The organism is Corallococcus sp. CA041A (assembly GCF_003612075.1).
GTDB lineage: Bacteria > Myxococcota > Myxococcia > Myxococcales > Myxococcaceae > Corallococcus > Corallococcus exiguus.
The window spans coordinates 29085-49698 of sequence record NZ_RAWF01000030.1 but is presented as its reverse complement, the minus strand read 5'-3'; the positions used below and the strand labels follow the sequence as shown (position 1 = coordinate 49698).

19 protein-coding genes are annotated in these 20614 nt (G+C 71.0%); 10 read left to right on the top strand and 9 right to left on the bottom strand.

Annotation, left to right across the window (positions count from 1 at the left end; translation table 11 throughout):
* Positions 1 to 56: 56 nt before the first annotated feature.
* Complete coding sequence (locus D7V77_RS08280) at positions 57 to 1463, top strand: MATE family efflux transporter (protein WP_120575724.1); 1407 nt, start codon at positions 57 to 59, stop codon at positions 1461 to 1463.
* A 107-nt stretch (positions 1464 to 1570) separates the two neighbouring features.
* Positions 1571 to 2212 (top strand): LysM domain-containing protein, encoded by a 642-nt coding sequence (locus D7V77_RS08275; RefSeq protein WP_169820346.1) that lies wholly within the window; start codon positions 1571 to 1573, stop codon positions 2210 to 2212.
* 94 nt (positions 2213 to 2306) lie between these two features.
* Here D7V77_RS08275 and D7V77_RS08270 read toward each other — a convergent pair whose 3' ends face one another.
* From D7V77_RS08270 to D7V77_RS08260, 3 genes are all read right to left on the bottom strand, one after another.
* Complete coding sequence (locus tag D7V77_RS08270; protein WP_120575722.1) at positions 2307 to 3020, bottom strand: esterase family protein; 714 nt, start codon at positions 3018 to 3020, stop codon at positions 2307 to 2309.
* Positions 3021 to 3082: 62 nt separating this feature from the next.
* Positions 3083 to 3793: a YqiA/YcfP family alpha/beta fold hydrolase gene (locus D7V77_RS08265; protein ID WP_120575721.1), complete on the bottom strand. Its 711-nt coding sequence runs from the start codon at positions 3791 to 3793 to the stop codon at positions 3083 to 3085.
* A 20-nt stretch (positions 3794 to 3813) separates the two neighbouring features.
* Positions 3814 to 4434 carry a hypothetical protein gene (locus D7V77_RS08260; protein ID WP_120575720.1) on the bottom strand — a complete coding sequence of 207 codons (621 nt, stop codon included), beginning with the start codon at positions 4432 to 4434 and terminating at the stop codon, positions 3814 to 3816.
* Between the two features lie 45 nt (positions 4435 to 4479).
* Between D7V77_RS08260 and D7V77_RS08255 the strand changes: the two genes are divergently transcribed.
* Positions 4480 to 5634, top strand: coding sequence for an AAA family ATPase (locus tag D7V77_RS08255; protein ID WP_120575719.1), 1155 nt, complete (start codon positions 4480 to 4482; stop codon positions 5632 to 5634).
* A gap of 53 nt (positions 5635 to 5687) precedes the next feature.
* Here the strand turns inward: D7V77_RS08255 and D7V77_RS08250 are convergent, their stop codons facing one another.
* Positions 5688 to 6158, bottom strand: a complete 471-nt coding sequence (locus D7V77_RS08250) for an SRPBCC family protein (protein ID WP_233596760.1) — start codon at positions 6156 to 6158, stop codon at positions 5688 to 5690.
* A gap of 145 nt (positions 6159 to 6303) precedes the next feature.
* On the opposite strand from D7V77_RS08250, the gene D7V77_RS08245 reads away from it, so the two are divergent.
* The 3 genes from D7V77_RS08245 to D7V77_RS08235 are packed head-to-tail and all read left to right on the top strand — an operon-like array spanning position 6304 to position 11503.
* Complete coding sequence (locus tag D7V77_RS08245; RefSeq protein WP_120575717.1) at positions 6304 to 6756, top strand: hypothetical protein; 453 nt, start codon at positions 6304 to 6306, stop codon at positions 6754 to 6756.
* Entirely contained in the window at positions 6753 to 8570 is a 1818-nt protein-coding gene (locus D7V77_RS08240; protein ID WP_120575716.1) for an LpqB family beta-propeller domain-containing protein, read from the top strand. The genes D7V77_RS08245 and D7V77_RS08240 overlap by 4 nt, the downstream gene beginning before the upstream one ends.
* The gene (locus D7V77_RS08235; protein ID WP_120575715.1) at positions 8567 to 11503 is read left to right on the top strand and encodes a bpX6 domain-containing protein; all 2937 of its coding nucleotides are present in this window, start codon (positions 8567 to 8569) and stop codon (positions 11501 to 11503) included. Before D7V77_RS08240 ends, D7V77_RS08235 begins: the two co-directional genes overlap by 4 nt.
* Before the next feature lie 9 nt (positions 11504 to 11512).
* Here the strand turns inward: D7V77_RS08235 and D7V77_RS08230 are convergent, their stop codons facing one another.
* Complete coding sequence (locus D7V77_RS08230) at positions 11513 to 12199, bottom strand: response regulator (RefSeq protein WP_120575714.1); 687 nt, start codon at positions 12197 to 12199, stop codon at positions 11513 to 11515.
* 190 nt (positions 12200 to 12389) lie between these two features.
* On the opposite strand from D7V77_RS08230, the gene D7V77_RS08225 reads away from it, so the two are divergent.
* The gene (locus D7V77_RS08225) at positions 12390 to 12650 is read left to right on the top strand and encodes a hypothetical protein (RefSeq protein WP_120575713.1); all 261 of its coding nucleotides are present in this window, start codon (positions 12390 to 12392) and stop codon (positions 12648 to 12650) included.
* 108 nt (positions 12651 to 12758) lie between these two features.
* Entirely contained in the window at positions 12759 to 14684 is a 1926-nt protein-coding gene (locus D7V77_RS08220; protein ID WP_233596759.1) for a PAS domain-containing sensor histidine kinase, read from the top strand.
* Here D7V77_RS08220 and D7V77_RS08215 read toward each other — a convergent pair.
* The 3 genes from D7V77_RS08215 to D7V77_RS08205 form a co-directional block, all read right to left on the bottom strand.
* The gene (locus D7V77_RS08215) at positions 14678 to 15064 is read right to left on the bottom strand and encodes a response regulator (protein WP_120575712.1); all 387 of its coding nucleotides are present in this window, start codon (positions 15062 to 15064) and stop codon (positions 14678 to 14680) included. The two genes, D7V77_RS08220 and D7V77_RS08215, sit on opposite strands and share 7 nt — an antisense overlap.
* A 231-nt stretch (positions 15065 to 15295) precedes the next feature.
* Positions 15296 to 16000, bottom strand: a complete 705-nt coding sequence (locus D7V77_RS08210) for a LysM domain-containing protein (RefSeq protein ID WP_120575711.1) — start codon at positions 15998 to 16000, stop codon at positions 15296 to 15298.
* A 235-nt stretch (positions 16001 to 16235) separates the two neighbouring features.
* On the bottom strand, positions 16236 to 16550 hold the full coding sequence (locus D7V77_RS08205) for a hypothetical protein (protein ID WP_120575710.1): 315 nt from the start codon (positions 16548 to 16550) through the stop codon (positions 16236 to 16238).
* Between the two features lie 205 nt (positions 16551 to 16755).
* Here D7V77_RS08205 and D7V77_RS08200 point away from each other — a divergent pair, with 205 nt between their 5' ends.
* On the top strand, positions 16756 to 17859 hold the full coding sequence (locus D7V77_RS08200) for a hypothetical protein (RefSeq protein ID WP_120575709.1): 1104 nt from the start codon (positions 16756 to 16758) through the stop codon (positions 17857 to 17859).
* 4 nt (positions 17860 to 17863) lie between these two features.
* On the opposite strand, the gene D7V77_RS08195 is transcribed toward D7V77_RS08200, so the two are convergent.
* A complete protein-coding gene (locus tag D7V77_RS08195) occupies positions 17864 to 19534 on the bottom strand; it encodes a hypothetical protein (RefSeq protein ID WP_120575708.1) in 1671 nt (556 codons plus the stop codon).
* 139 nt (positions 19535 to 19673) lie between these two features.
* Between D7V77_RS08195 and D7V77_RS08190 the strand changes: the two genes are divergently transcribed.
* A complete protein-coding gene (locus D7V77_RS08190) occupies positions 19674 to 20609 on the top strand; it encodes a hypothetical protein (RefSeq protein WP_120575707.1) in 936 nt (311 codons plus the stop codon).
* Positions 20610 to 20614 lie beyond the last annotated feature (5 nt).

Here is a 20614-nt window from a genome sequence, read left to right as displayed (position 1 = left end):
GGGGTAGGGGATTGCGTCGCTTGCACCAGCGCAATCCCTTCCCTATAGGCCCCGTCATGCCGCCCGAAGCCGTCGAGCCCTCCGTGTCGTCCTCCCCCCCGGCCCGCGGCGCGAAGGGGGAGCTGCGCGCCCTGCTACGGCTGGCGATTCCCTTGTGCATCGCGCAGGCGGGCCAGTCCCTGATGAGCGTGACGGACACCTTCATCGTCGGCCGGGCCGGTACGTCCGCCCTGGCGGCGGTGGGCCTGAGCCACGCCCTCTTCTTCGCCGTCAGCAGCTTCGGTATGGGGCTGATGATGGGCGTGGACCCGCTGGTGTCCCAGGCCATTGGCGCCGGCCACCCGCGCCGCGCTCGGGACGTGCTCTGGCAGGGCGTGTGGTTGTCCGCCTTCGTGGGCGTGGTGCTGTGGGCGGTGCTCATCACCGTGCCGTCCGGCCTGCCATGGGTGGGCGTGGCCGAGGAGCAGATCGTCCAGGTGCGCGCCTTCCTGCACTTCCGCGCGCCCAGCCTGCCCCTGATGCTCATCTTCCTCACGGTGCGCGCGTACCTGCAGGCCATCGGGACGCCCCGGCCGCTGGTGGTGTCCGCCGTGCTGGCCAACATCATCAACGTGATGCTGGTGCCGCTGTTCGTCTTCGGCGGCGAGTCGTTGCCCGCGTGGGCGGGACCGCTCACCCACGTGCCGGCCATGGGCGCGGCGGGCGCGGCGCTGTCCACGCTCCTGTGCACGGCGCTGGAGGTGCTCATCGTCGCGCGGGCGGTGCAGGCCATCCCCGTGCCGGGCACGCCGTCACGCAGGCCGGTGAAGGCGGATCAGCTGCGGGCGTTCCGGGTGGGGCTGCCCATTGGCCTGCACATCGCGGCGGAGGTGGGCGTCTTCGCGCTGGCGGGCGTGCTGTCCGCGAAGCTGGGGCCGGAGAGCGTGGGCGCGCATCAAATCGCCATCTCCTTCGCCAGCCTCACCTTCACCATGGCGCTGGGCATCGGCAACGCGGGCAGCGTGCGGGTGGGCTGGGCCGTGGGCGCGCACGACACGCCGCAGGCCCGCAGGAGCGGGCTGATGGCCTTCGCCCTCGGCGCGGGGGTCATGTCGCTCGGCGGGCTCGTGTTCGCGCTCTTCCCCCGGAGCCTGGCGACGCTGGCCGGAGCTCCGCCGGAGGTGCTGCCGCTGCTGCTGCCCCTGCTGATGGTGAGCGCCATCTTCCAGGTCTTCGACGGCGTGCAGGGCGTGGGCGCGGGCGTGCTGCGCGGCGCGGGACAGACGCGCTTCACCTTCGTGGCCAACATCGTGGGCCACTACGCCGTGGGCCTGCCCCTGACCCTGCTCCTGGGCTTCCACCTGGGCATGGGCGTGCTGGGCATCTGGTGGGGCCTGTGCGCGGGCCTCATCACCGTGGCCGCCGCCGTGCTGTGGCGCTTCTGGCGCGTCAGCGCGGGCACCCTCCGGCCCCTGGAGGGCTGATGGGGGTTGTTGGGGTGTAAAATTCCAGTGTAGGGAAAAGTTCCAAGAATCTAGGAAACGGCCGCAACCTGGATCTGGAAGTCCCGACAATTGTCCCAGGAGCCTACATGTCCAACTACCGCATCCGTCCTGGCGACACCCTCTCTGGCCTGGCCGCTCGTTTCGGCACCTCCGTGCAGAAGCTGGCGCGCGACAACAACATCTCGAACCCGGACCTCATCTTCTCGGGTCGGACGCTGCGCATTGGCCACTCCAGCCGCGACAGCTTCGACGCGGGCGGTGGCCGTCAGGGCGTCCGGGGTGGGCGCGGCGTGGGCGGTGGGCAGGACGTGGGCGGCCCGATGGGCGTGGCCCCCACCGGCGGGACCGACAAGGGCCGCCGGCTGGCGGAGGCGGCGCGCGCGGCGGCCATGGGCATGGGCGGCTACAACAGCCAGGGCCTGTGCGCCACGGGCGTGAGCCGGGCCATCCGCAACTCCATGGGCATCGGCGTGTCGGGCAACGGCAACCAGATCGACAACAACCTGCCGCGCGACAAGTTCCGCCAGGTGGACATGTCCCTGGAAGACGCGCTGAAGATTCCGGGCCTCGTGCTCACGTGGGAGAGCACCTCCACGCGCCTGGGCAGCATCTACGGCCACACGGCGGTGACGCTGGGCGACGGCCACTCGTCCGCCAGCGACTTCATCGAGCGCAACACGACGAACAGCGGCCGCTCGGGCTTCAAGGTGTTCATGCCCATCGAGTAGCCCTCCGGCTCCTCACGGTGGCGCATCACGAAAGCCTCCGGGTCCTTCCGACCGGAGGCTTTGTCGTGTCCCGAGTCCGGCATCCGCCGCGACTTCAGGCCGGCAGGTACTGGCGGATCATCCGTCGCCACACGGGCCAGTCGTGGGTGCCGCCGTCCCAGATGGACAGGTCGTTGCCGATGTCCTTCTGCCAGAGGACCTTGGAGAGGTTCTCGTTGGAGGGGCGGCAGAAGTCGTGCTCGCCCACGGCCAGGGTCATCTCCACGCGGCGCAGGGCGGACAGGCGCCCCAGGTCGTGCAGGTTGGGCAGCCACTGCGGCGCGGTGTGGAAGTACACCTGTTCGTCGTGGTGGCCGTCGAGGAAGTCCTCCGTCTCGAACTTGCCGCCCATGGAGATGAGGCGCTGGAAGACGTCCGGGTGGCGCAGGCCCACGTTGTACGTGTGGAAGCCGCCCAGGCTGCACCCGGCGAGCGTGAGGCGGCCCCCGGCGGCGCGGCCCTTCGCGAGCGGCACCACCTCATGCAGCAGGTAGTCCTCCCACTGGGCATGGCGGGCCACGCGCACGGCGGGGGCGACGTCCTTGTTGTACCAGGACTCCTCATCCACCGAGTCCACGCACACCACGACGTAGCGGCCCGCGGCGATGCCGTCCGCGATGGCGCTGATGAGGCCGAAGTCCTCGGCCTGGAAGAAGCGGCCCTTGCTCGTGGGCACCAGGATGACGGGTTCGCCCGAGTGCCCGTACAGCAGCACTTCCATGTCCCGGTTCAGCCGCGGGCTGTGCCAGCGGTGGTATTCGCGGTTCATGGCCGCCACCTTACCCGGCGCGTTCGCGGCGCGAATACGACCGCCGGGCGGACGCGCACCGGTCAGCCGCCAGTGAACACCTGCCGGGGTTGCTCCACACCTCGCCAAGGGGTGAGGAAGGCATCCGCCTCCTTCGCGATGAGCTCCAACGAAGCGGTCAGCTCGTGGCCGTCATCCACCTCCACCAGCCGGACGTGGCGCTTGCCCTGGGCCCACTCGCGCGAATAGCGCACGTCGCAGGTGTCGTCCTGGCGGCCGTGGATGATGAGGGTGGGCACGCGCACATCGGGCCAGGGGCCGCGCTTCGTTTCCATGAGCTGGGCCTCCTCCATGACGCCGTGGTGCACGCGCGTGCGGCGCTTCTCCGCGTGGTCATCCGTCTCCAGGTAGCCCGTGCGCTTCCACTCCGCCCAGGCGTGGGGGCCCAGGCGGCGCTGGAGCTGCTCCACGAAGTGGAAGGCGGGGGCCAGCAGCACCAGTGCGCCCACGCGCGCGTCCTGCTCCGCGGTGCGCGCGGCGACGAGCCCGCCCATGCTGGAGCCGATGAGGACGGCGCGGTCATGGGGAGCGCCCAGCGCGTCCCGCACGGTGTCCAGCATGGTGTGCAGGCTCAGGTGCTCCAGCGACGGCACGCGCAGGTTGAGGCGCTCCAGGGCAATGCCCTGCTTCGCCCAGTGCGCGTCCAGCCAGACGCCCTTGGCGGAGAGGGGGCCGGAGGCGAAGCCGTGCAGGTAGAGCCAGCGGGGAGCAGGGGTGGGGGGCGGCGCGTTCATGGGCGCGCACTGTACCCGCGCTAGAAGCGCAGCACGGGTCCGGCGACGATGCTCTGGAGCGGTTTGGAGCACATGTCCACGCTGACGCCCGCGCTGGCGCTGGTGTCTTCCGCGGCCTTGGTGAACTTCACGTCGCAGAACTGGATGGCGGTGGCGATGGAGATGCCCCACCGGTCGGAGATCCAGCCGTCCAGGCCCACGCGGAAGGCCATGCTGGTGACGTCGAAGTCCTCGCGGCGCAGCTGGCCCAGGCTGTCCGGGGTGAAGGGCTGCGACCAGCTCTTGGCCAGGCGCGCGCCCACCCACGGTGTGACCGGCTTGTCGCCGAGGAAGCGCAGGCGGGCTTCCAGGCCCACGGCCGTGTAGTCCAGCTGCACGCGGCTCATCTCGGAGGGGTTCTGGGCCTCGGCGAACTGCTGGCCCCAGGTCTGGGTGGTCTCGAAGACGACGCCCAGGGACAGGCCGGGCGGCGTCTCCACGGCGAGCCAGGCCTGGAGGGCGGGGCCCTTGGCGCGCCAGTCGCTGAAATGATCCAGGGTGATGCCCGCGCCCAGGGAGGCATAGCCGTGCCACCCGTCCGCGACCGCTGGCCCCGAGCACAGGACGCCCGCCAGGGCCAGCCACTTCCACTTCGTATCCATGCCGCCACTGTATGCCGGACCGGGGGCGAGGCTAGGCTTGCGGGCATGTCCGTATCTTTCGAGGTCGCGGCGGCCGAGGTCCGCGACGCGCTCACCGACGCGAGTCGGGGGCTGGTCGAGCGCGAGGCGATGGTGGAGTTGGTGGCGCTGTCGGCAGTGGCGGGCGAGCACCTGCTCGTGGTGGGACCGCCGGGCACCGCGAAGAGCGAAGCGGTGCGCAGGACGGCGCGCGGCCTGGGTGGTGCGTACTTCGAATACCTGCTGGGTCGCTTCACGGAGCCGTCTGAAATCTTCGGGCCGGTGGACCTGCGCAAGCTGCGCGAGGGGCTGGTGGAGACGGAGACGGCGGGCATGTTGCCGGAGGCGGAGGTGGCCTTCCTGGACGAGGTGTTCCTGGGATCCACCGCCATCCTCAACACGCTGCTGGGGTTGCTGAACGAGCGCACCTTCCGGCGTGGCCACACGCGCATGCAGTGTCCGCTGAGGGTGTGCGTGGGCGCGTCCAACGCGCTGCCGGACGATGACGCGCTGGCCGCGTTCGCGGACCGGTTCCTGGCGCGCATCTTCGTGGATCCGGTGCCGGATCCTCGGTTGGAGGAGCTGCTGGAGGGAGGCGCGTCGCTGTGGGCGGACGCGGCGCCGCGAGTGGCGTCGCTCCAGTCCCTGGACGTGGTGGCGCAGGCGGCGAGGCGCGCGGACCTGGGGGCGGTGCGGCCGCACCTGGCGCAGGCGCTGCGGACGTTGCGGGCGGCGGGCATCGCGCTGTCGGACCGGCGCGCGGTGAAGGTGCAGCGGCTGGTGGCTGCCGCCGCGGCGCTGGCGGGGCGGACGACGCCGGGCGTGGCGGACCTGTGGCCGCTCGTCTACGCGGTGCCCACGAAGGAGGCACAGGCGCTGGCGCGCGATGTGCTGCGCGACGTGCTGTCCGCGTCGGAGAACCTGGCGCTGCCGGCCGCGGCGCTGGAGGCGAGCGCGGGGCCTCTGGCTCGGGCCCAGCGCATCGCGCAGGCAGGGCATGTGTTGCTGGAGTCGCGGCCCGTGGACGGGGACGCGGTGGCCGCGTGGCGGCTCAAGCTGGAGGGCGTGGCTCGCGAGATGGATGCGGGCTTCGCTCCGGAGGCACTGCCGGAGACGCTGCGTGCGTTGCGTGGCGCGGTGGCTGCGGTGCTGGCGGAAGAAGCGAGCACTCGCGCGGCGTGATGCTGGTGGCCTCTCCTGTGGAGTTGCCTGCCCCGACGGCACTGAAGGTGCCGTTACTCCAAGGGACTCTGCTCGACGTACTTCGCGAGCTTCTCCAGGGACATCCGCCAGCCGAGCTCGTTGTCGGCGGGCGGTACGCCGGGCGGCAGTCCTTCGTGAACGGAGAGCAGGTCGGTGCCTCCGTCTTGCGCGTCGGTGAGCGTGAACGTGATGATCATCTCTCCTTGCAGCGCGGGGTCGGAGGTCTCGAACTCGGTGGTTTCGATGACCTGTTCGTCCGGCACGAGCTTCACGAAACGGCCGTGATGCGTGTCCGTGTGCGCGGTCGTCTTGCCGGTCTCCGTGGGCGCGTCGTAGGTGAGCGAGATGCGGAATGCGCCGCCCTCGCGCAGTTCGAAGACGTGCACCTGACTCGTCATGCCGTCGGGCACCATCCATGTCGCGACCGCGCGGGCGTCAATCAGGGCGCTGTAGACGCGTGAGCGGGGGGCCTTCAGGTGGTGGTGGATCCGGGTCGTGCTCATGCTCGGGAGCATGGGCAGGCGCTCCGGCGCTGTACAGCTCGAGTCCCGTGGCCTGTCGCGTGTCGGTCCCTCTGTTGGCGCTGACGCCCGTTCGTTAGAGTGCCGGGGTGATCAACGGGCGTGGGATGCGCGGGAGCAGGGCGTCATGAGGCCGCCTCTGGAGCCGGTCGTCGCGGGACTTCCCGTGCGCTGGCGCCCCCGGGCCTTGCCGCTGGAGCCCGTGGCCGTGGCGGGCGTTGGTCCCGTGGCGCTCTCGCTGGGACACCGCGCTTCGCGGGCGGAGGACGCGACGCTCGCATCGTGGACCGGTGTCGCGGGACCGGACGTGCTCGTGCTGCTGGGGGCTGCTGCTTCGCTGCCCTGGGTCGATGGTGCGGTGTACCTGGGTCGTGATCCGCTGGCGCCCGCGCTGCTGCTTCCCTGCGCGCTGGAGCCGGATGTGGCTCCTTCGCTGCTGGAGCGTGCGCTGCTCGCGGGGCTGGGCGATGCGCCGCTCGCGGTGCTGCCTGCGTCAGGGGTGCTCGTCTCCGTCGCGGCGGCCAAGCCTGTCGCGCGCGCCTCGTTGACCGCGTGGCTGTCCGCTGAGGCCGCTTCGTGACGACCGCGTTGCCTCCCGCGCTGCGCCCCTGGGCGACGCAGCTGTCCCTCTTTCCGGAGGACCTGGCGCGGCACCTGGGACCGCACGTGGCGCGGCTGTCGGCGGCGGTCGGAACGCTGCGTCCTCGCGGTGAGGCCGAGGGCGGTGAGCCTCAAGGCTATGACGGGCTCTCTCGACGAGGGCCTTTCGAACGGCTGCTCGTCAGTGAGTGGCTCTGGGCATTGGAGGCACCGGAAGAACTGGTGCGCCGCGCGGCGTTCGGCGAGTTGTCGTTCCTCAAGCCCTCGTTCCGTCAGCCGCAGGGGGCTCGGCGCACCGTGGTGCTGCTGGACGTGGGACCGGATCAACTGGGCCTGCCGCGCATCGCGCACCTCGCGCTGCTGGTCGTGCTCGCGCGCCGCGCGGAGGCCGCGGGCGCGGCGTTCACCTGGGGCGCGCTCCAGACCGAGCCCACTCACGCCACCCATTCGGGCCTGGGCGGCACGTCGTTGCTTGCGTGGCTCGAAGCCCGCTCCACCGTGCCCGCGTCCTCGCAGCACCTGGCTGCATGGCGCGAAGCCCTGGACCTTTCACGCGCGCCTGAGGACGTGTGGCTCGTGGGCTCCTCGCGCCTGGGGCGTCTGGAGGACGCGGAGGGGATGTCCCGCGTGGAGGTCTCCGAACCAATGGAGCCCGGTGCGCACCGGCTCACCGTGGACGTGCGGCCCGCGGGCCGTGTTCCCCGTTCGGTGGTGCTGGAGCTTCCGCCTCCGGACGACTGTCTGCGGCTGTTGCGCAATCCCTTTGCTTCGCGGCAGGCGGCTTCCCCATTGCAGTCGCGCAAGAGCGACCAGCGGATCGCGAAGTTCTCCTTCTCCGGGGACGGTCGGCGCGTGCTGCTGTTCTCCGCGGATGGCGGCGTGGAGGCCATGGCCGTGCCGCATTCTCCGCGCGCCACCGTGCCCAAGCCCCGGCGCGTCCAGGTGCCTCCCAGGCAGCGCGTGGTCGCGGCGGGATGGCGCAATTCGGGTGGGTTGCTCGTGCTCGCGCGGAGCCAGGGGGCGTACGTGATGCACGGGAACGTGCGCACGCCAACCGGTTACCGGAAGGCGCGCTACCACGTGGCGGATGACTCCATTCGGCCGGATACCGTGCCGGAGGCGCTGCCGTTGGACCTCCTGAGCTGGCTGGATCCGCGTGGGCATGAACACCTGTGGTTGAAGGACGGCAAGGACCGGCTGTTCTCGCTGGCGCCACCCTCCGGTGCGGAGAACGTGGCGATCAAGGTGGTGGCGGAGGACGTCTCCGCGATGGCGTTGGTGAACATGCGTCCGGTCTGCGTGCTGCGGCCCCAGGGCCAGGGAGCAGGTCACGCGGTCATCTCACGGCTCAAGATGCTGGACGAGGAGCCGGAGCGCATCGTTCCGCTCAACGCGCGTGAGGGGGAGGCGCACTTCGGCTACTCGCCGTTTGGGGGGCATCCGGACGCGGGGCTGCTCGCGGTGTGTGACCAGGCACCGGATTGGCGGCTGTTCCAGCGCACGGATGTGTCGACCCTCTCCGTTCCCTGGGGGCACCGTGTGGTGGGCGTGGTGCAGCCGCCCGCGCCTTCGCTGCCCGGGCTGATTGCATTGGATCCGGATCAGCGCACCTTCCGCCTCTTCTCGCTCCAGCCGCCCCGGACGCTCGCGGTGGCCAGTGGCCCCGTGGTGCAGGCCGCGGCGAGTCACGGGCAGCCGGTGTTGGGATGGCTGCTCCCGTCGGGAGAGTTCGTGTTGTGGGACCTGATGGAGCAGGCTGTGTTGTACCGCTCCGTCCCGGAGGCCACGTCGTGAGCGCCGCGGCCGGAGTCGTGCGTCCTCGCGCCCAGGTGCACCGGGGCACCGTGGTGGTGGCTGCCTGGTGGTTCCACTCCGGACTGCTGGGAGAGGCCGAGGCACGCCGCCGCGTGCTTGCAGCCTGGAGTCCCGGGGCCACGGTCTGGGCGCTGGCGGGAGGCCATCTGCTCAAGCTGGCGACACCGTGCAAGAGCGCGGTGGGGGCCGCACCCGGATTGCCGCTGGTGCTGGAGTCCGGAGTGCTCACCAGCGCGCCGCTGAGCCCGAAGGAGCGCGAGCGATTGGCGCCTCCGCCGGGAGCCGTCGTGCTGGTTCACGAGGGCGTCGCACGGATGTACGGGCCCGGAGCGCTGCGCCAGGTGGATCCGGGGGCGTGGCTGGACGTCTCGGAATGGCGGCGTGTCCAGGTGAAGGGTCTGGGTGCGCCGCCTCCGCCCCTGAAGGTCGCGCTGGAACCGCTGCCTCCGCCAACACGCGCGACGTTCGGACCGAAGGTGCCCGCGCTCGCGCCCGAAGCGGAGCGCATGCTGGCGCGCATGGCGGGGCGGGAGGTCCCGGTGGTGCGAGAGGGCTTCTTCGCGCGGCTGCGGCGGGCCTTCTCACGGAGGCCCGGCGACGCACTGCTGACCGTCCGTCGTGAAGGCTTGTTCTCACGGTTGCGCCGTGCCTTTCGCACGGAGACGCAAGGCACACCGGGCAACGCGTTGGCCCCGAGTCGCGCGGGATGGCTCGACCGTCTGCGGAGCGCCTTCTCCTCGAACGCGGGTCACACCTCCGCCATGGGCACTGGCGTACGGGTCGGTTGGTTCTCACGGCTGCTCGCTGGAATGCGCGGAGGTGACGCCGCAAAAGCCTCACAGGTCTCCAGCACCCACACACGTCCCGCAGAACCCGAAGGCCCGGGCGCACTCGAGCAGTTCAAGGAGTGGATGCTCCGGAACACGCCCCTGGGGCAGCTCGTGGGACGGCGCAAGGGAGACTACCTGCGCCACCTCTTCGAACTCTTCGAGCAGGGCAACCTCGACGAAGCCCTGCGCCACGCCATCCCCTTGGGCAAGGACCCGGACGCACGCGCGAAGCTCGCGCTCGGTGTTCCCGGCCCGCGCGAAGAGCTGCGCATCCAACCCCGCGGCCGGAGTGGTGCCGCGCAGTCGTTCGGCGGAGGCCCCGCCGTGTTCGAGGCGCTGCGCGAGCGCTACCGCGAGACCTTCCGCCGCCTGGAGCGCGAAGGCCGCATCGACGAGGCCGCCTTCGTCCTCGCCGAGCTGCTGGAGGCGGCCGAGGAGGCCGTGTCCTTCCTGGAGCGCCACGGCCGCTTCCAACTCGCGGCGGAGCTCGCCGAGGGACGCAACCTTCCGCCGGGCCTCGTGGTGCGCCATTGGTTCCTGGCGAAGGACGTGGAGCGCGCGGTGGCCATCGCACGGCGCTCGGGCGTGTTCGCGGACGCAGTGCTGCGCCTGGAGAAGACCCATCCCGCCGAAGCACAGGCCCTGCGCATGCTGTGGGCGGAGTCGCTCGCGGAGGCCGGAGACTGGTCGCGCGCGGTGGATGCCGTGTGGCCTGTGTCGTCCGCGCGCCACATCGCACGCTCCTGGGTGGAGCGGGGCATCCAGGCCGGCGGCCCGGGCAGCGCGAAGCTCCTGGCGCGCCTGGCGCTCGAGTTCGCGGATGGCTTCGGCGCCGCGCGCGACGACATCCAGACCTTGCTGTCGGATGAAACCCCGACACGCGCTCCGGAACGCCTGGCCTTCGCCACGGAGTTGCTGCGCGCGGACGCCTCCGATGCCCGGAGCGCGCTCCTTGTCTCCACCGTGCGCTCGCTGATGCGCGACGAGGTGGTGGAAGAGCTCCCCTCCAACGCCAGTCTCCTCCAGCAACTGCACGCCCTGAAGGATCCCGCGTTGGCCGCGCTGCGCACGGACCTGCCAACGCCGCATGTCTCGCAACGGAGCCCCTGGTCCGAAACGCACGACCTGCCGCACGTGCGCGTGTGGATGGACCGGAGCCACGCGGGCGCCCACGCCGTGCATGACGCCGTGGTGCTGCCGGGCCGGCGCGTGCTGCTCGCGCTGGGGGAGGCGGGCGCGCGGCTGGTGGGCCCGGACGGACGCACGCTCGCGGGCTTCGACGTGCCAGCGTTCTCGCTGGTCCTGTCCGCGCAGGGCAACCGCGCCCTCGCGCTGGCGCGCCGCGGTGACCTGTGGCGCGTGTCCCGGCTGGACCTGGTGGAGCGCCGGGCCACGCGCTGGTGCGACCTGGAGCTGGATGCGTGGGCCCCCACCTACGACGGGGAGCGGTGGTTCACCGCCATGCGCGACGCCGTGAGCATGGTGGACACGCTCGCCGCCGAGCCGCGCTCCCTGTGGCGCGTGCCGGAGGTGGGAGGCGTCGTGCTCGAGATGGCCGTGGACGCGAAGCACCTGTCCTTCCTCGTGCTGCACCTCACCCCGGGCCAGGACTTCGAACGGCTGGAGCGCTGGACCTATGAGCTGGAGGGCGGCCCCGTCCTGCGCGGGCGCGCGGACATGAAGGACCTGCGGGAGACACTGGACGCCCTCGCGCTCACGCCCGATGGCGAGGCGATGGGCGTGCTCATCGCGCCCACCGAAGACGAGGAGCCCGGACCCTGGCCCTACTACGTGGCGCCCATCGTCGCGCGGCGCTTCCACCGCCCGTCCCGGCAGGACGGGGAGCGCATGGGCGTGGTGCTCACTCCCTCCTGGAGCGTGACGCGCTTCCAGAAGGGCGAGCTGCACACGGCTGTCCTGCGCACCGTCGCCGACCACCCCCGCGTGACGGTGGAGTTCTCCGGCACCCCGCCCCAGGTCGTGCGCCTCACGGAGGACTGGTGCGTCGTGCACGACCTGCTCGGCCGCGTGGTGTGGCTGGACCTGCACTCCGGCGAGGTCCACCGCGTGCCGGTGGTGTGAACCTCGACGTCAGGCCCAGCGCATGTGGCTGGGCACGATGACGATGGTCGCCGTCAGCGCGCAGGCGGCGTCGTCCACCACCAGCACCACGCGCACGCCCTCCACCGTCACCAGCAGCGAGGGCTGCTCGCTGTGCAGCGCCATCAACCACGACGACGCCAGGGGCAGCTCCGAGGCCGCCAGCTCCGAGGCGCGCAAGAGGTGCACGCGCACCGAGTGACGGACCGGGGCGGGCAGGGCGTGCAGCGCGTAGAGCGACTCGTCCGTCAGCCGCAGCGCGTACGGTACGCGCGGGGGTTCCTTCGGACGCCCGGGCAGCTCGCGCAGACGCTCTGCCAGGGCCTGCACCAGCGCCTCCGGCTGCTGCGGCTTGTGCAGGAAGCCCACCACCCCGTGCAGCGGCACGTCCGGAGCACCTCTCGCCGAGGACATCAGCATCACCGTCAGGTGCCGCAGCCGCGCGTCCGTGCGCAATTGGCCGTACAGCTCCCATCCATCCAACCGGGGCAACACCAGGTCCAGGAGGATGAGGTCCGGGTGCTGCGCGCGCGGGCGATGACGCAGCCAGTCCAGCGCCTCCGCGCCGTCCGCCACGGACGACACCACGAAGCCCGCTTCACGCGCAGCGCGGCCCACACCCTCGCGCCATGTCCGATCGTCCTCGACGAGCAACAGATGGTGGACGCCGAGGGCCATCCCTCCATTTGACTCGCTTTTCCTTGGTTTCTTGAAGTGAACCCAGGGGCTAGTGGGCTCCCCAGCGTCACCTGTCTGACAGTGTGCCCCGACGACTGTTCCCCCCAGACGCCCGCCGTCTGACCGCTCGCATCACCGTGCCACTGTCATCTTGCAGTTGAGCTGTAGATGCGCACCCTTCGCGGCGCTCATGGCCTACCGCTGCCAGCTGGAACCCCCGGTGGTGCGCACGCTCACGGCGTGTACGCCCGCGGTGCGTGAGCGGCTTCAGTCGGAGCTGGGGGCACTCGCCAGCCGGATGCCGTGTCTGCCGGTGACTCCGTCGGGGCGGGAGGGGGCGACGGTGCTCGCCTGCGGCTTCCAGGTCCGCTACCGCGTGGAGCCGGGCGCGGGGCTCCTGCGGTTGACCGCCCTGTGGCCGCTGGGCCTGGTCCGTTCGCCTTCCTCCTGACACGTCGCCAGACGGTCCTTGTCGCATGAGAAGCGGGGGCCTAAGTCGGAGGTGAGCTCCTCTTCCCCCGGATGCACCCCAGGCCCCTTCGCCCGCGAGCCTCGCACCGTGTCCCTGACCCTGGCCGACTTCCTCTTCCAGTCCCGTGACGTCCTGCAGGACGCGTGGCTTCACGAAGCCCCGGGCTCTGGTGACACCTTCACGCACGGGCTGTCCGCGGTGGCGGCCCGGATGTCGAACCCGGACGCGCGCGTCTCCGACTCACTGGCGCGCGAGCTGTCGCTGCTGGTGCAGGGCTCCAACGGGCACCCCACGACGACCAACTTCCGGCGCCTGCGCGACACGGTGCTGCGGCTGTGGCGCGAGCGGGGCGGCGGAGGCTCGGGCGACGAAGAACAGGTGGAGCGCTTCCACGACGCCGTGGACGCGGTGGAGGCCGCGGCGCTGGAGGCCCATGTCCAGGCGCGGATGCTCGCGTCGCGCGAGGCCGCGGAAGCGGCGCGCGAGCAGGGCGCCCCGGACGCGTCCGGCCCCCGGCGTTGGGAGGACATCTTCACGCACCTGGGCGTGGGCGTGGCGGTGATGGCCGCGGAGGACAGCACCTTCGTCGCGGCGAACCCCGCGCTCGCGCGCATGCACGGGCAACCCGCGGAAGCGCTCAAGGGCCTGCGGCTGGAGGACCTGGTCGCGCCCGAGTCGCGCGGCGCGCTGCCCCGGCACATGGCCGCCGCCAGCTCCAAGCCGTTCCACGAATACGAAGCGCTGCACCTGCGCCGCGACGGCAGCCGCTTCCCCGCGTTCGTGCACGTGACGTCCTTGAGGGACGCCACGGGTCGCCGCGTGGGCCGCGCCGCCACGGTGCTGGACATCACCCAGCGCCGTCAGGCGGAGGCGGAGCGGCAGCGCCTGCTGGCCACCATCGAGGCGGAGCGCGCGCGGCTGGCGGCGGTGTTGGACCAGCTCCCCGCGGGCGTGCTCATCGCGGAGGCGCCCAGCGGCCGGCTGCTGTTGGGCAACCGCGCGCTGGAGTCGCTGCTGGGGCATCCGTTCCGGCCCTCGGCCAGCCTGGCGGACTACGAGTCGTCGCATCAGATGTTCACCGCGGACAACCAGCCGCTGGCGGACGACGCGTGGCCCATGGCCCGCGCGCTGCGCACCGGTGAGACGCGCCAGGCGGAGCCGCTCCAGGTGCGCCGGCCGGACGGCACCACCGCGCACCTGCTGGGCTCCAGCGCGCCCGTGCGCGACCGGGACGACCACATCGTCGCGGGCGTCGTCACGCTGGTGGACGTCACCGAGCGCCGCCGCGCGGAAGAAGCGGCGCGGGAGGCGGCGCAGTTCGGCGAGCGGCTCATCGCCATCGTCAGCCACGACCTGCGAAACCCCCTCAACGCCATCCAGCTGTCCGTCACCAAGCTGATGCACGGAGACGCGCTCCAGGAGCGGGACCGCAAGGCGGTGTCCCGCATCGCGCGCTCCGGTGAGCGCATGGCGCGGATGATTTCGGAGCTGCTCGACTTCACCCGCAGCCGGCTGGGCGGCGGCATCCCGATTGAGCGCGTGCCCGGCGACGTGCGCGCGGTGGTGCGCCAGGCGGTGGAGGAGCTGGAGGCGGCGTGGCCGGAGCGCTCGCTGACGCTGAACGTGGGCCCGGGCCGCTACGACGGCGCCTGGGACGCGGGCCGGCTGCTGCAGGTGGTGAGCAACCTGGGCGGCAACGCGCTCCAGTACAGCCCGCCGGACTCATCCGTGCGCTTCACGCTGTCGGACGCGGACGCGCACGTGGTGTTGGAGGTGCAGAACGGCGGAGACCCCATTCCGCCGGACATGCTGCCGCGTCTGTTCGACCCCTTCCGGCGCGGCGCGGGCAGCAACACGCACGGCGGCCTGGGGCTGGGGCTCTACATCGTCGAACAGGTGGTGAAGGGCCACGGAGGCCGCATCGAGGTGCGCTCGCGCGCGTCGGAAGGCACCGTCTTCCGCGTGCTCCTGCCGCGTGAACAGGCGCAGCCCGCGACGCCGCCGGCTCAGTAGGCGGCGGCTAACTGCGACTGCGTGGAGGAGCGGAACGGCTCCAACGCGCGCATCAGGTCGTCCAAATCCAACGGCTTGGGGATGGACGCCCGGATGCCCTGGGGCACGGGGCGGGTGGCGCCCGCGCCCGACACGACGATGACGGGCAGGTTCGCGAGGCGCGGCTCCTTCTGCACGCGCTCCATCAGCTCCCAGCCGCTCATCACCGGCATCATCAAATCCAACAGCATCACGTCCGGCGTGGGGCCGCGCCTCAGGCGCTCCCAGGCGTGCAGGCCGTTGCCGGCGACCTCCACGGCGAACCCTTCCAGCGTGAGGAACTCCTCCAGCATCTCACGGCTGTCGACATGGTCTTCCACGAGGAGGATGAGGCTTCGCATGGCTTCCGGGAGCCTCCCCCCGTCCGGCCCCGTCCGAAAGACCCCGTGTCCAGGGAACGTCCAGCCCTGGACGATAGGCCATTGGCACTGTGAGGCCCGCGCCATTCGGGGGGCCTTGGAGGGCAGGCGGCCGAGGCCATCCCCGCGAAAAGCGGATGGGGCCTCCCCCTTCCAGGCGCCAGGAGCGCGGAAGGCGAAGGCCCCACCGGGGACCTCGGGCTACAGGTCTGTTCAGCCCTGGTACTGGTGCACGGACATGATGGGGTAGTTCATGGACGTGAGGCTGATGCGCTGCGAGCCGTCCGAGTTCACGTTGTTGGAGCCGATGAACTGGGGCTTGCCGTCCTTCCAGCCCGCGAACATCACCACGTGCTGGCCGTCGCCCACCTTCATGGAGACGACGTCGCCGGGCTTCGCGTCCTTCAGGTCCACGCGCTTGAAGTTCGGGTCGCGGTCCAGGTTCCCCTGGAGCGTCATCACGGACGCGCTGTGCTGGCTGTCCTTGATCTGCCCGGCCTGCTCCAGGCACGCGGAGACGAAGTTGGCGCAGTTGACGTTGTTGGGGACCCAGTCCTCCATGTCCGCGCCCACGCCGGTCTGCTCAAGCTTCAGCGAGCCGGCGTTCTTGCCCATGTGAGACATCGCGATGTCGAAGGGGCTGCCACCGGGGCCACGCGTGCCCGGGCCCGCGCCGCCCGGAGGCGCCGTCACGTTGCCCGCGCCGCTGGAGCCGCCGGAACCGCCGCCGCGCACGCCCTGACCCTGGGTGCCGGGCTCGAAGCTGTCGCGCGAGCCGGGGATGTTCAGCGTCTTGCCCGCGTAGATGAGGTCCTTGTTCTGGATGTCCGGGTTGGCCTTCATCAGCGAGTCCACGGACGTGCCGTAGCGCTTCGCCAGACCCGACAGGGTGTCGCCAGATTGGATGCGGTAGCTCATGGGGGGCTCCTATGGGAGCAGTGACCCGGAGGTGGTCACCGGCTGCGATTGTTTCCATTCTCGCCATTCAAGAACCGGTGTTGCGTCCCCCACCTGCTTTTCACTCCTGGCGCACATGTGGGCGAATTGGCGTACCTGGAGCGGAATCCGACCCTGGAAAGGGCGCGCATCCGCGACACGGCCCCCCGGTGGGCCGCCCGGGGAAGCCGTGTCGCGGTGCGCAATTTCCGGGGATTTAGCGGCTCTGGGCGTCGTGCTTCTGGCGAGCGATGCGGCGGCTGAGGGCGTCCTGCTTCGCGTCGATGCGGGCGCGCTCGGCGGCGTCCAGGTGGCCGTCGTCCCGGCGGTCGCGGCGGATTTCGCGCTGGAGGGAGCGGTGCTGGCGCTCCAGGCGCACGGCCTCGCGGCCCGTGAGCTCGCCGCTCTTCACGCCTTCGTTGATGCGCTGCTGCTGGTTCACCTGGCGCCGGTCGGCCTCCGCGGCCACGGCCGGCAGCGCCACCGTCAGGCCCAGCACCGCCGCGAGCATCCCCAGTCCGTTGCGCTTCATGGTGTGTCCTCCTCGATGCGCGCGGGCGTCGGTGCCAGCGCTTCGTCCTTGGAGGGTTGAACCCGGGATTCGCGCGGTGGTTGCGGGCGGCGCTCTTGACCGGGTGCGTCCAGGTGGGTGGCCCTTATGAAAGGGGAAACAATCCGAGGGGATGGGGACGTGCTGCACCCTTGAACGGGTGGGAGGGCCCGCGCATGGTGGTGGGGTGACGACCATTGCTCATCCCGACTTCACGGCGGCGCGGTTCACCAGCTACCCGGACGCGCGCTTCACCCCGGCTCCGGCGGACGGCGTGCTGCCGGAGGGCTTCTTCACCACGACGAACCTGCCCACGTATGTGAGGGTGGACGGGCGGTGGCGGATGCCGCGCGAGCCGCGCATGGACGGCGCGCTGGTGCGGGACGCGGCCGGCGAGCTCTGGGTGCGCGAGGGTCGCCGGGTGCGCGCGGGCGAGCAGGTGGTGGTGGGGAAGGCGGAGGACGGCAGCGAAGGCGTCTACGTGAACATGGCCTACCTGATGGAGGAGGGGGAGGGCGAGTTCAAGTTCATGACGAGCGAGGTGTCGCGCGAGAAGCCCATCGACTACGGGCACATGGCGCGGGTGCTGGTGGAGGAGCGCGAGCGTGGGGGCTATCCCATCTGGGTGACGGGGCCGGCGCTGGTGCACTCGCGGGCGCGTGCGGACATGACGTGGTTCGTGGAGAACGGCTTCGTGGGGGCGCTGCTCGCGGGCAACGCGGTGGCGGTGCACGACATCGAGGCGTCCATCTACGGCACGACGCTGGGGATGAGCGGCGCGGGCGAGGCGACGTCGGGCGGGCACGGGCTGCACATGCGCGCCATCAACCGGGTGAGGCAGGCGGGCTCCATCGCGAAGGCGGTGGAGGCGGGCGTCATCACCAACGGCATCATGCACGCGTGCGTGAAGCACGGGGTGCCGTTCGTGCTGACGGGGTCCATCCGGGATGACGGGCCGTTGCCGGACGTGGTGACGGACAACCTGGCGGCGCAGGACGCGATGCGCAGGCACGCGGTGAAGGCGACGATGGCGGTGCTCGTGGCCACGGCGCTGCACGCCATCGCGACGGGGAACATGCTGCCCGCGTTCGTGACGGAGAAGGACGGCTCCTTGCGGGAGTTGCCCACCATCTGCGTGGATTCGTCCGAGTTCGTGGTGAGCAAGCTGAAGGACCGGGGCACGCACCAGGCCTTCGGCGTGGTGACGAACGCGCAGGACTTCATGCACATCCTGCGGCTGTACGTGGAGCGCGAGCTGGCCGCGCGAGGCACGGCGCCGAAGCCGGCCTGAAGCCTCAGCGCTGGGTGAGGGCCGGAGCCGAGACGGCCTTCCATGCCGCGCTCGACAGTCCGCCCTCGGTGCCGAAGAGGGCGGAGTCGCCGTCGGGGAGCACCGCGTAGATGCGCGGATCCGCCAGCTTCGGCAGGGCCCGCGTCTCCCCCGTGGCCGCGTCGAAGTACGACGCGCCGAGCAGCGTGCCCACCAGCGCCCCGCCGGGCACGAGCGCGGCGGAGACGATGGCGGAGGAGGGCAGGCCGGGAGCGGCGCGCACGCGAGTCCACTTCGCGCCGTCGAAGTAGCTGAAGCCGTCCTGGCAGGTGCCCGCGACGGCGCGTCCTTGCGCGTCGGTGGACAGCGCGGTGATCCAGTTGTCGGTGAGGTCGCGGCCGTCGTGGAAGCGCTGCCACTTCGCGCCATCCCAGCGCAGCAGGCCCCGGTCCTCGCTGCCCATCCACAGGAAGCGGCCCGAGGCTTCACCGACGGAAGGGTGCTTGCTCCACTCCTTCGGCAGCGGCAGCCGTTTCACGAGCGACAGGGGAGACGTCCCGGGAGTGACCAGGGACATGCCCCGGCCGTCGACCAGCGCGACGCCTTCATCCATCTGGGACACGTTGAGCACGGACAGCTTCCCCAGGGCCACGGGGTTGCGAGACCCGTAGGCAATCTGCGTCCACGTCTTCCCGTCATGGAAGCCCAGGCCATACGTGGTGGCGACGTAGAGGTTCGGTCCATCGCTGGTGATGCCCAGCACCTGGTCGCTGGGAAGCGAGGGCGCGCGGACGGTCTGCCACCGGCCGTCATCGCGCTGCCAGCAGGCGCCCCGGTCGAACGTGCCCACCACCAGCCGCCCCTGATGCCGGGCGAGCGCGGTGATGTGATTGCCGCAGAGTTGCCCGGTGGGCGTGACGCGGCTCCACCCCTTCTTCCCTTGGAGGAACACGCCGGAGGTCCGTGTGCCCGCCCAGCCATCGCGCAACACGGTGGCGCCCTTGGGAACGCTCACGGCCTGAAGTGGCACGGACTCCGTCTCCCACGCGTGCACCTCACCGTGACTGCCCACGATGCGCACGCCCTGCTCCGTCATGGTGAATGACAGCGGCCCGGTGGGCACGTCGCGAAGCGCGGAGAGCCGGCCACTGGCGCTGATGGAGAACGCGCCCTCGGTGGTGCCCACGTCCACGCCGTCACGTGTGTCCGAGATGAAGCGCACCGGGCCCGGCAGTGACCACGCGCGCTGGGTGCCCAGCTCGAACAGGCGCCCCTCCGCCGTGCCCGCGAAGCGCGGCGAGAACGCCGTGTACGTCGCACCCGGCGTCAGCACCGAGGCCAGTGACTCCAGCCGGTTCACGTAGTCCGGAGTGCTCGCGTCCTCGGAGGGAGGCAGCGCCTGCCAGCGCACGTCCAGCACGGGCGTCACCTGGAAGCGCGTGTCCAGCGACACCAGCCCTTCATCCGTGGCGACGAAGAGCCGGTCGCCCGTGGACTCCAGCGCGCGGCAGAAGTGACTGGGCAGCCCGTCCTCCACCGTGAGCACGCGCACCGGACGGCCCGCGGGCGTGAACAACTCCAGGCCGCCTTCGGTGCACGCGACGACGTGGCCGCCGAACGGCTCCAGGTCGTGCACGGCCTCGGTGTTGGTGACGGTGGCGGCCAGGGTCAGCGCGGTGAGGGCGGAGAGCATCATGCTCCACCCCATTGCGAACCCCGGGCCAGCCCGGCCTGTGTCCCCGGAGCCGCACCCGCGGCCCTGTTGACCCTGTCACCCTTCACGAACGATGGTCGCGCGGGGGGATTGGGGCCGGGCCTCCGTTGGAGTCCAAGACATGCTGCGTTCGGGTTCTTCCCTGGCGATGGCGCTCGCGCTCGCCATCCTCTGTGCTTGCGCACCGTCCGACCCGTGCGATGTCGTCTACTGCGGTCCGGGCCGGTGCGATGCGTCCTCCGGACAGGCCGTGTGCGACTGCCCCCAGGGCTACGTCCAGGCGGACATGTCCTGCAAGCGGAACGTGCGCAAGGGGGATGACCATGGGGACTCCATCGAGGCCGCGACCCCCTTGGAGTTCATGGACGCCGACCAATCGATGCACGCGAACCTGGACATCGTGGACGACGTGGACCTGTTCTCGTTCCGCATCAAGACCGGCCGCATCTACCGATTCAGCTGCCGTCGCTACCTGGATGAAGGCTACGAAGGCTACGAGCCGACCTGCTTGGTTGAGCTCCTCGGCGCGGACGGGCTCAAGTTGCCGGGCTCGGTGGGCTCAGGGGGGCCTGCGTACTACCAGGCGGCCGTGCTCGCCACGCAGGATGGCACCGTGTACGCCCGCGTGAAGGGCTTCTCCGCCTCCCCCTCCACTTTCGACACCCGCTACGAATACTCGCTGGTGGACCGGGGGCCGGACGACTTCGGGAACACCCTCGCGGAAGCCACCCGTCGGCCCGTTGGCACCAACGTCTCGGGGCACATCGAACCCTACGGCGATGTCGACGTCGTCGCGCTGGACGTCGTCGCGGGCCGCACCTACCGGTTGGTTTGCGGAGGCGTCGGCAACAACAACTGTGGCATGCGAGTGCGCGACCCCGGGGGCGAGGTGCTGTACCAGGCGGCGATGGTCGAAACAAAGCCGAAGAGCGACACGTTCGACCTCCAGGTGATGCAGGAAGGCCGTCATACGGTCGAGCTGTTCTTCACCACGGGGCTCCTCTTCTCCTACGGCGTGGGTGACTACACCTTCTCTGCCACCGACCTGGAACCTTGAGCGCC

What these genes read in the sequence shown, in the direction of transcription:
- D7V77_RS08230 (WP_120575714.1), bottom strand. Translation starts at nt 12,199, where the DNA reads ATGGCCCTCGGCGTCCACCATCTGTTGCTCGTCGAGGACGATCGGACA.
- D7V77_RS08275 (WP_169820346.1), top strand. Translation starts at nt 1,571, where the DNA reads ATGTCCAACTACCGCATCCGTCCTGGCGACACCCTCTCTGGCCTGGCC.
- D7V77_RS08245 (WP_120575717.1), top strand. Translation starts at nt 6,304, where the DNA reads ATGAGGCCGCCTCTGGAGCCGGTCGTCGCGGGACTTCCCGTGCGCTGG.
- D7V77_RS08280 (WP_120575724.1), top strand. Translation starts at nt 57, where the DNA reads ATGCCGCCCGAAGCCGTCGAGCCCTCCGTGTCGTCCTCCCCCCCGGCC.
- D7V77_RS08255 (WP_120575719.1), top strand. Translation starts at nt 4,480, where the DNA reads ATGTCCGTATCTTTCGAGGTCGCGGCGGCCGAGGTCCGCGACGCGCTC.
- D7V77_RS08270 (WP_120575722.1), bottom strand. Translation starts at nt 3,020, where the DNA reads ATGAACCGCGAATACCACCGCTGGCACAGCCCGCGGCTGAACCGGGAC.
- D7V77_RS08260 (WP_120575720.1), bottom strand. Translation starts at nt 4,434, where the DNA reads ATGGATACGAAGTGGAAGTGGCTGGCCCTGGCGGGCGTCCTGTGCTCG.
- D7V77_RS08225 (WP_120575713.1), top strand. Translation starts at nt 12,390, where the DNA reads ATGGCCTACCGCTGCCAGCTGGAACCCCCGGTGGTGCGCACGCTCACG.
- D7V77_RS08195 (WP_120575708.1), bottom strand. Translation starts at nt 19,534, where the DNA reads ATGATGCTCTCCGCCCTCACCGCGCTGACCCTGGCCGCCACCGTCACC.
- D7V77_RS08190 (WP_120575707.1), top strand. Translation starts at nt 19,674, where the DNA reads ATGCTGCGTTCGGGTTCTTCCCTGGCGATGGCGCTCGCGCTCGCCATC.
- D7V77_RS08265 (WP_120575721.1), bottom strand. Translation starts at nt 3,793, where the DNA reads ATGAACGCGCCGCCCCCCACCCCTGCTCCCCGCTGGCTCTACCTGCAC.
- D7V77_RS08205 (WP_120575710.1), bottom strand. Translation starts at nt 16,550, where the DNA reads ATGAAGCGCAACGGACTGGGGATGCTCGCGGCGGTGCTGGGCCTGACG.
- D7V77_RS08215 (WP_120575712.1), bottom strand. Translation starts at nt 15,064, where the DNA reads ATGCGAAGCCTCATCCTCCTCGTGGAAGACCATGTCGACAGCCGTGAG.
- D7V77_RS08250 (WP_233596760.1), bottom strand. Translation starts at nt 6,158, where the DNA reads ATGAGCACGACCCGGATCCACCACCACCTGAAGGCCCCCCGCTCACGC.
- D7V77_RS08210 (WP_120575711.1), bottom strand. Translation starts at nt 16,000, where the DNA reads ATGAGCTACCGCATCCAATCTGGCGACACCCTGTCGGGTCTGGCGAAG.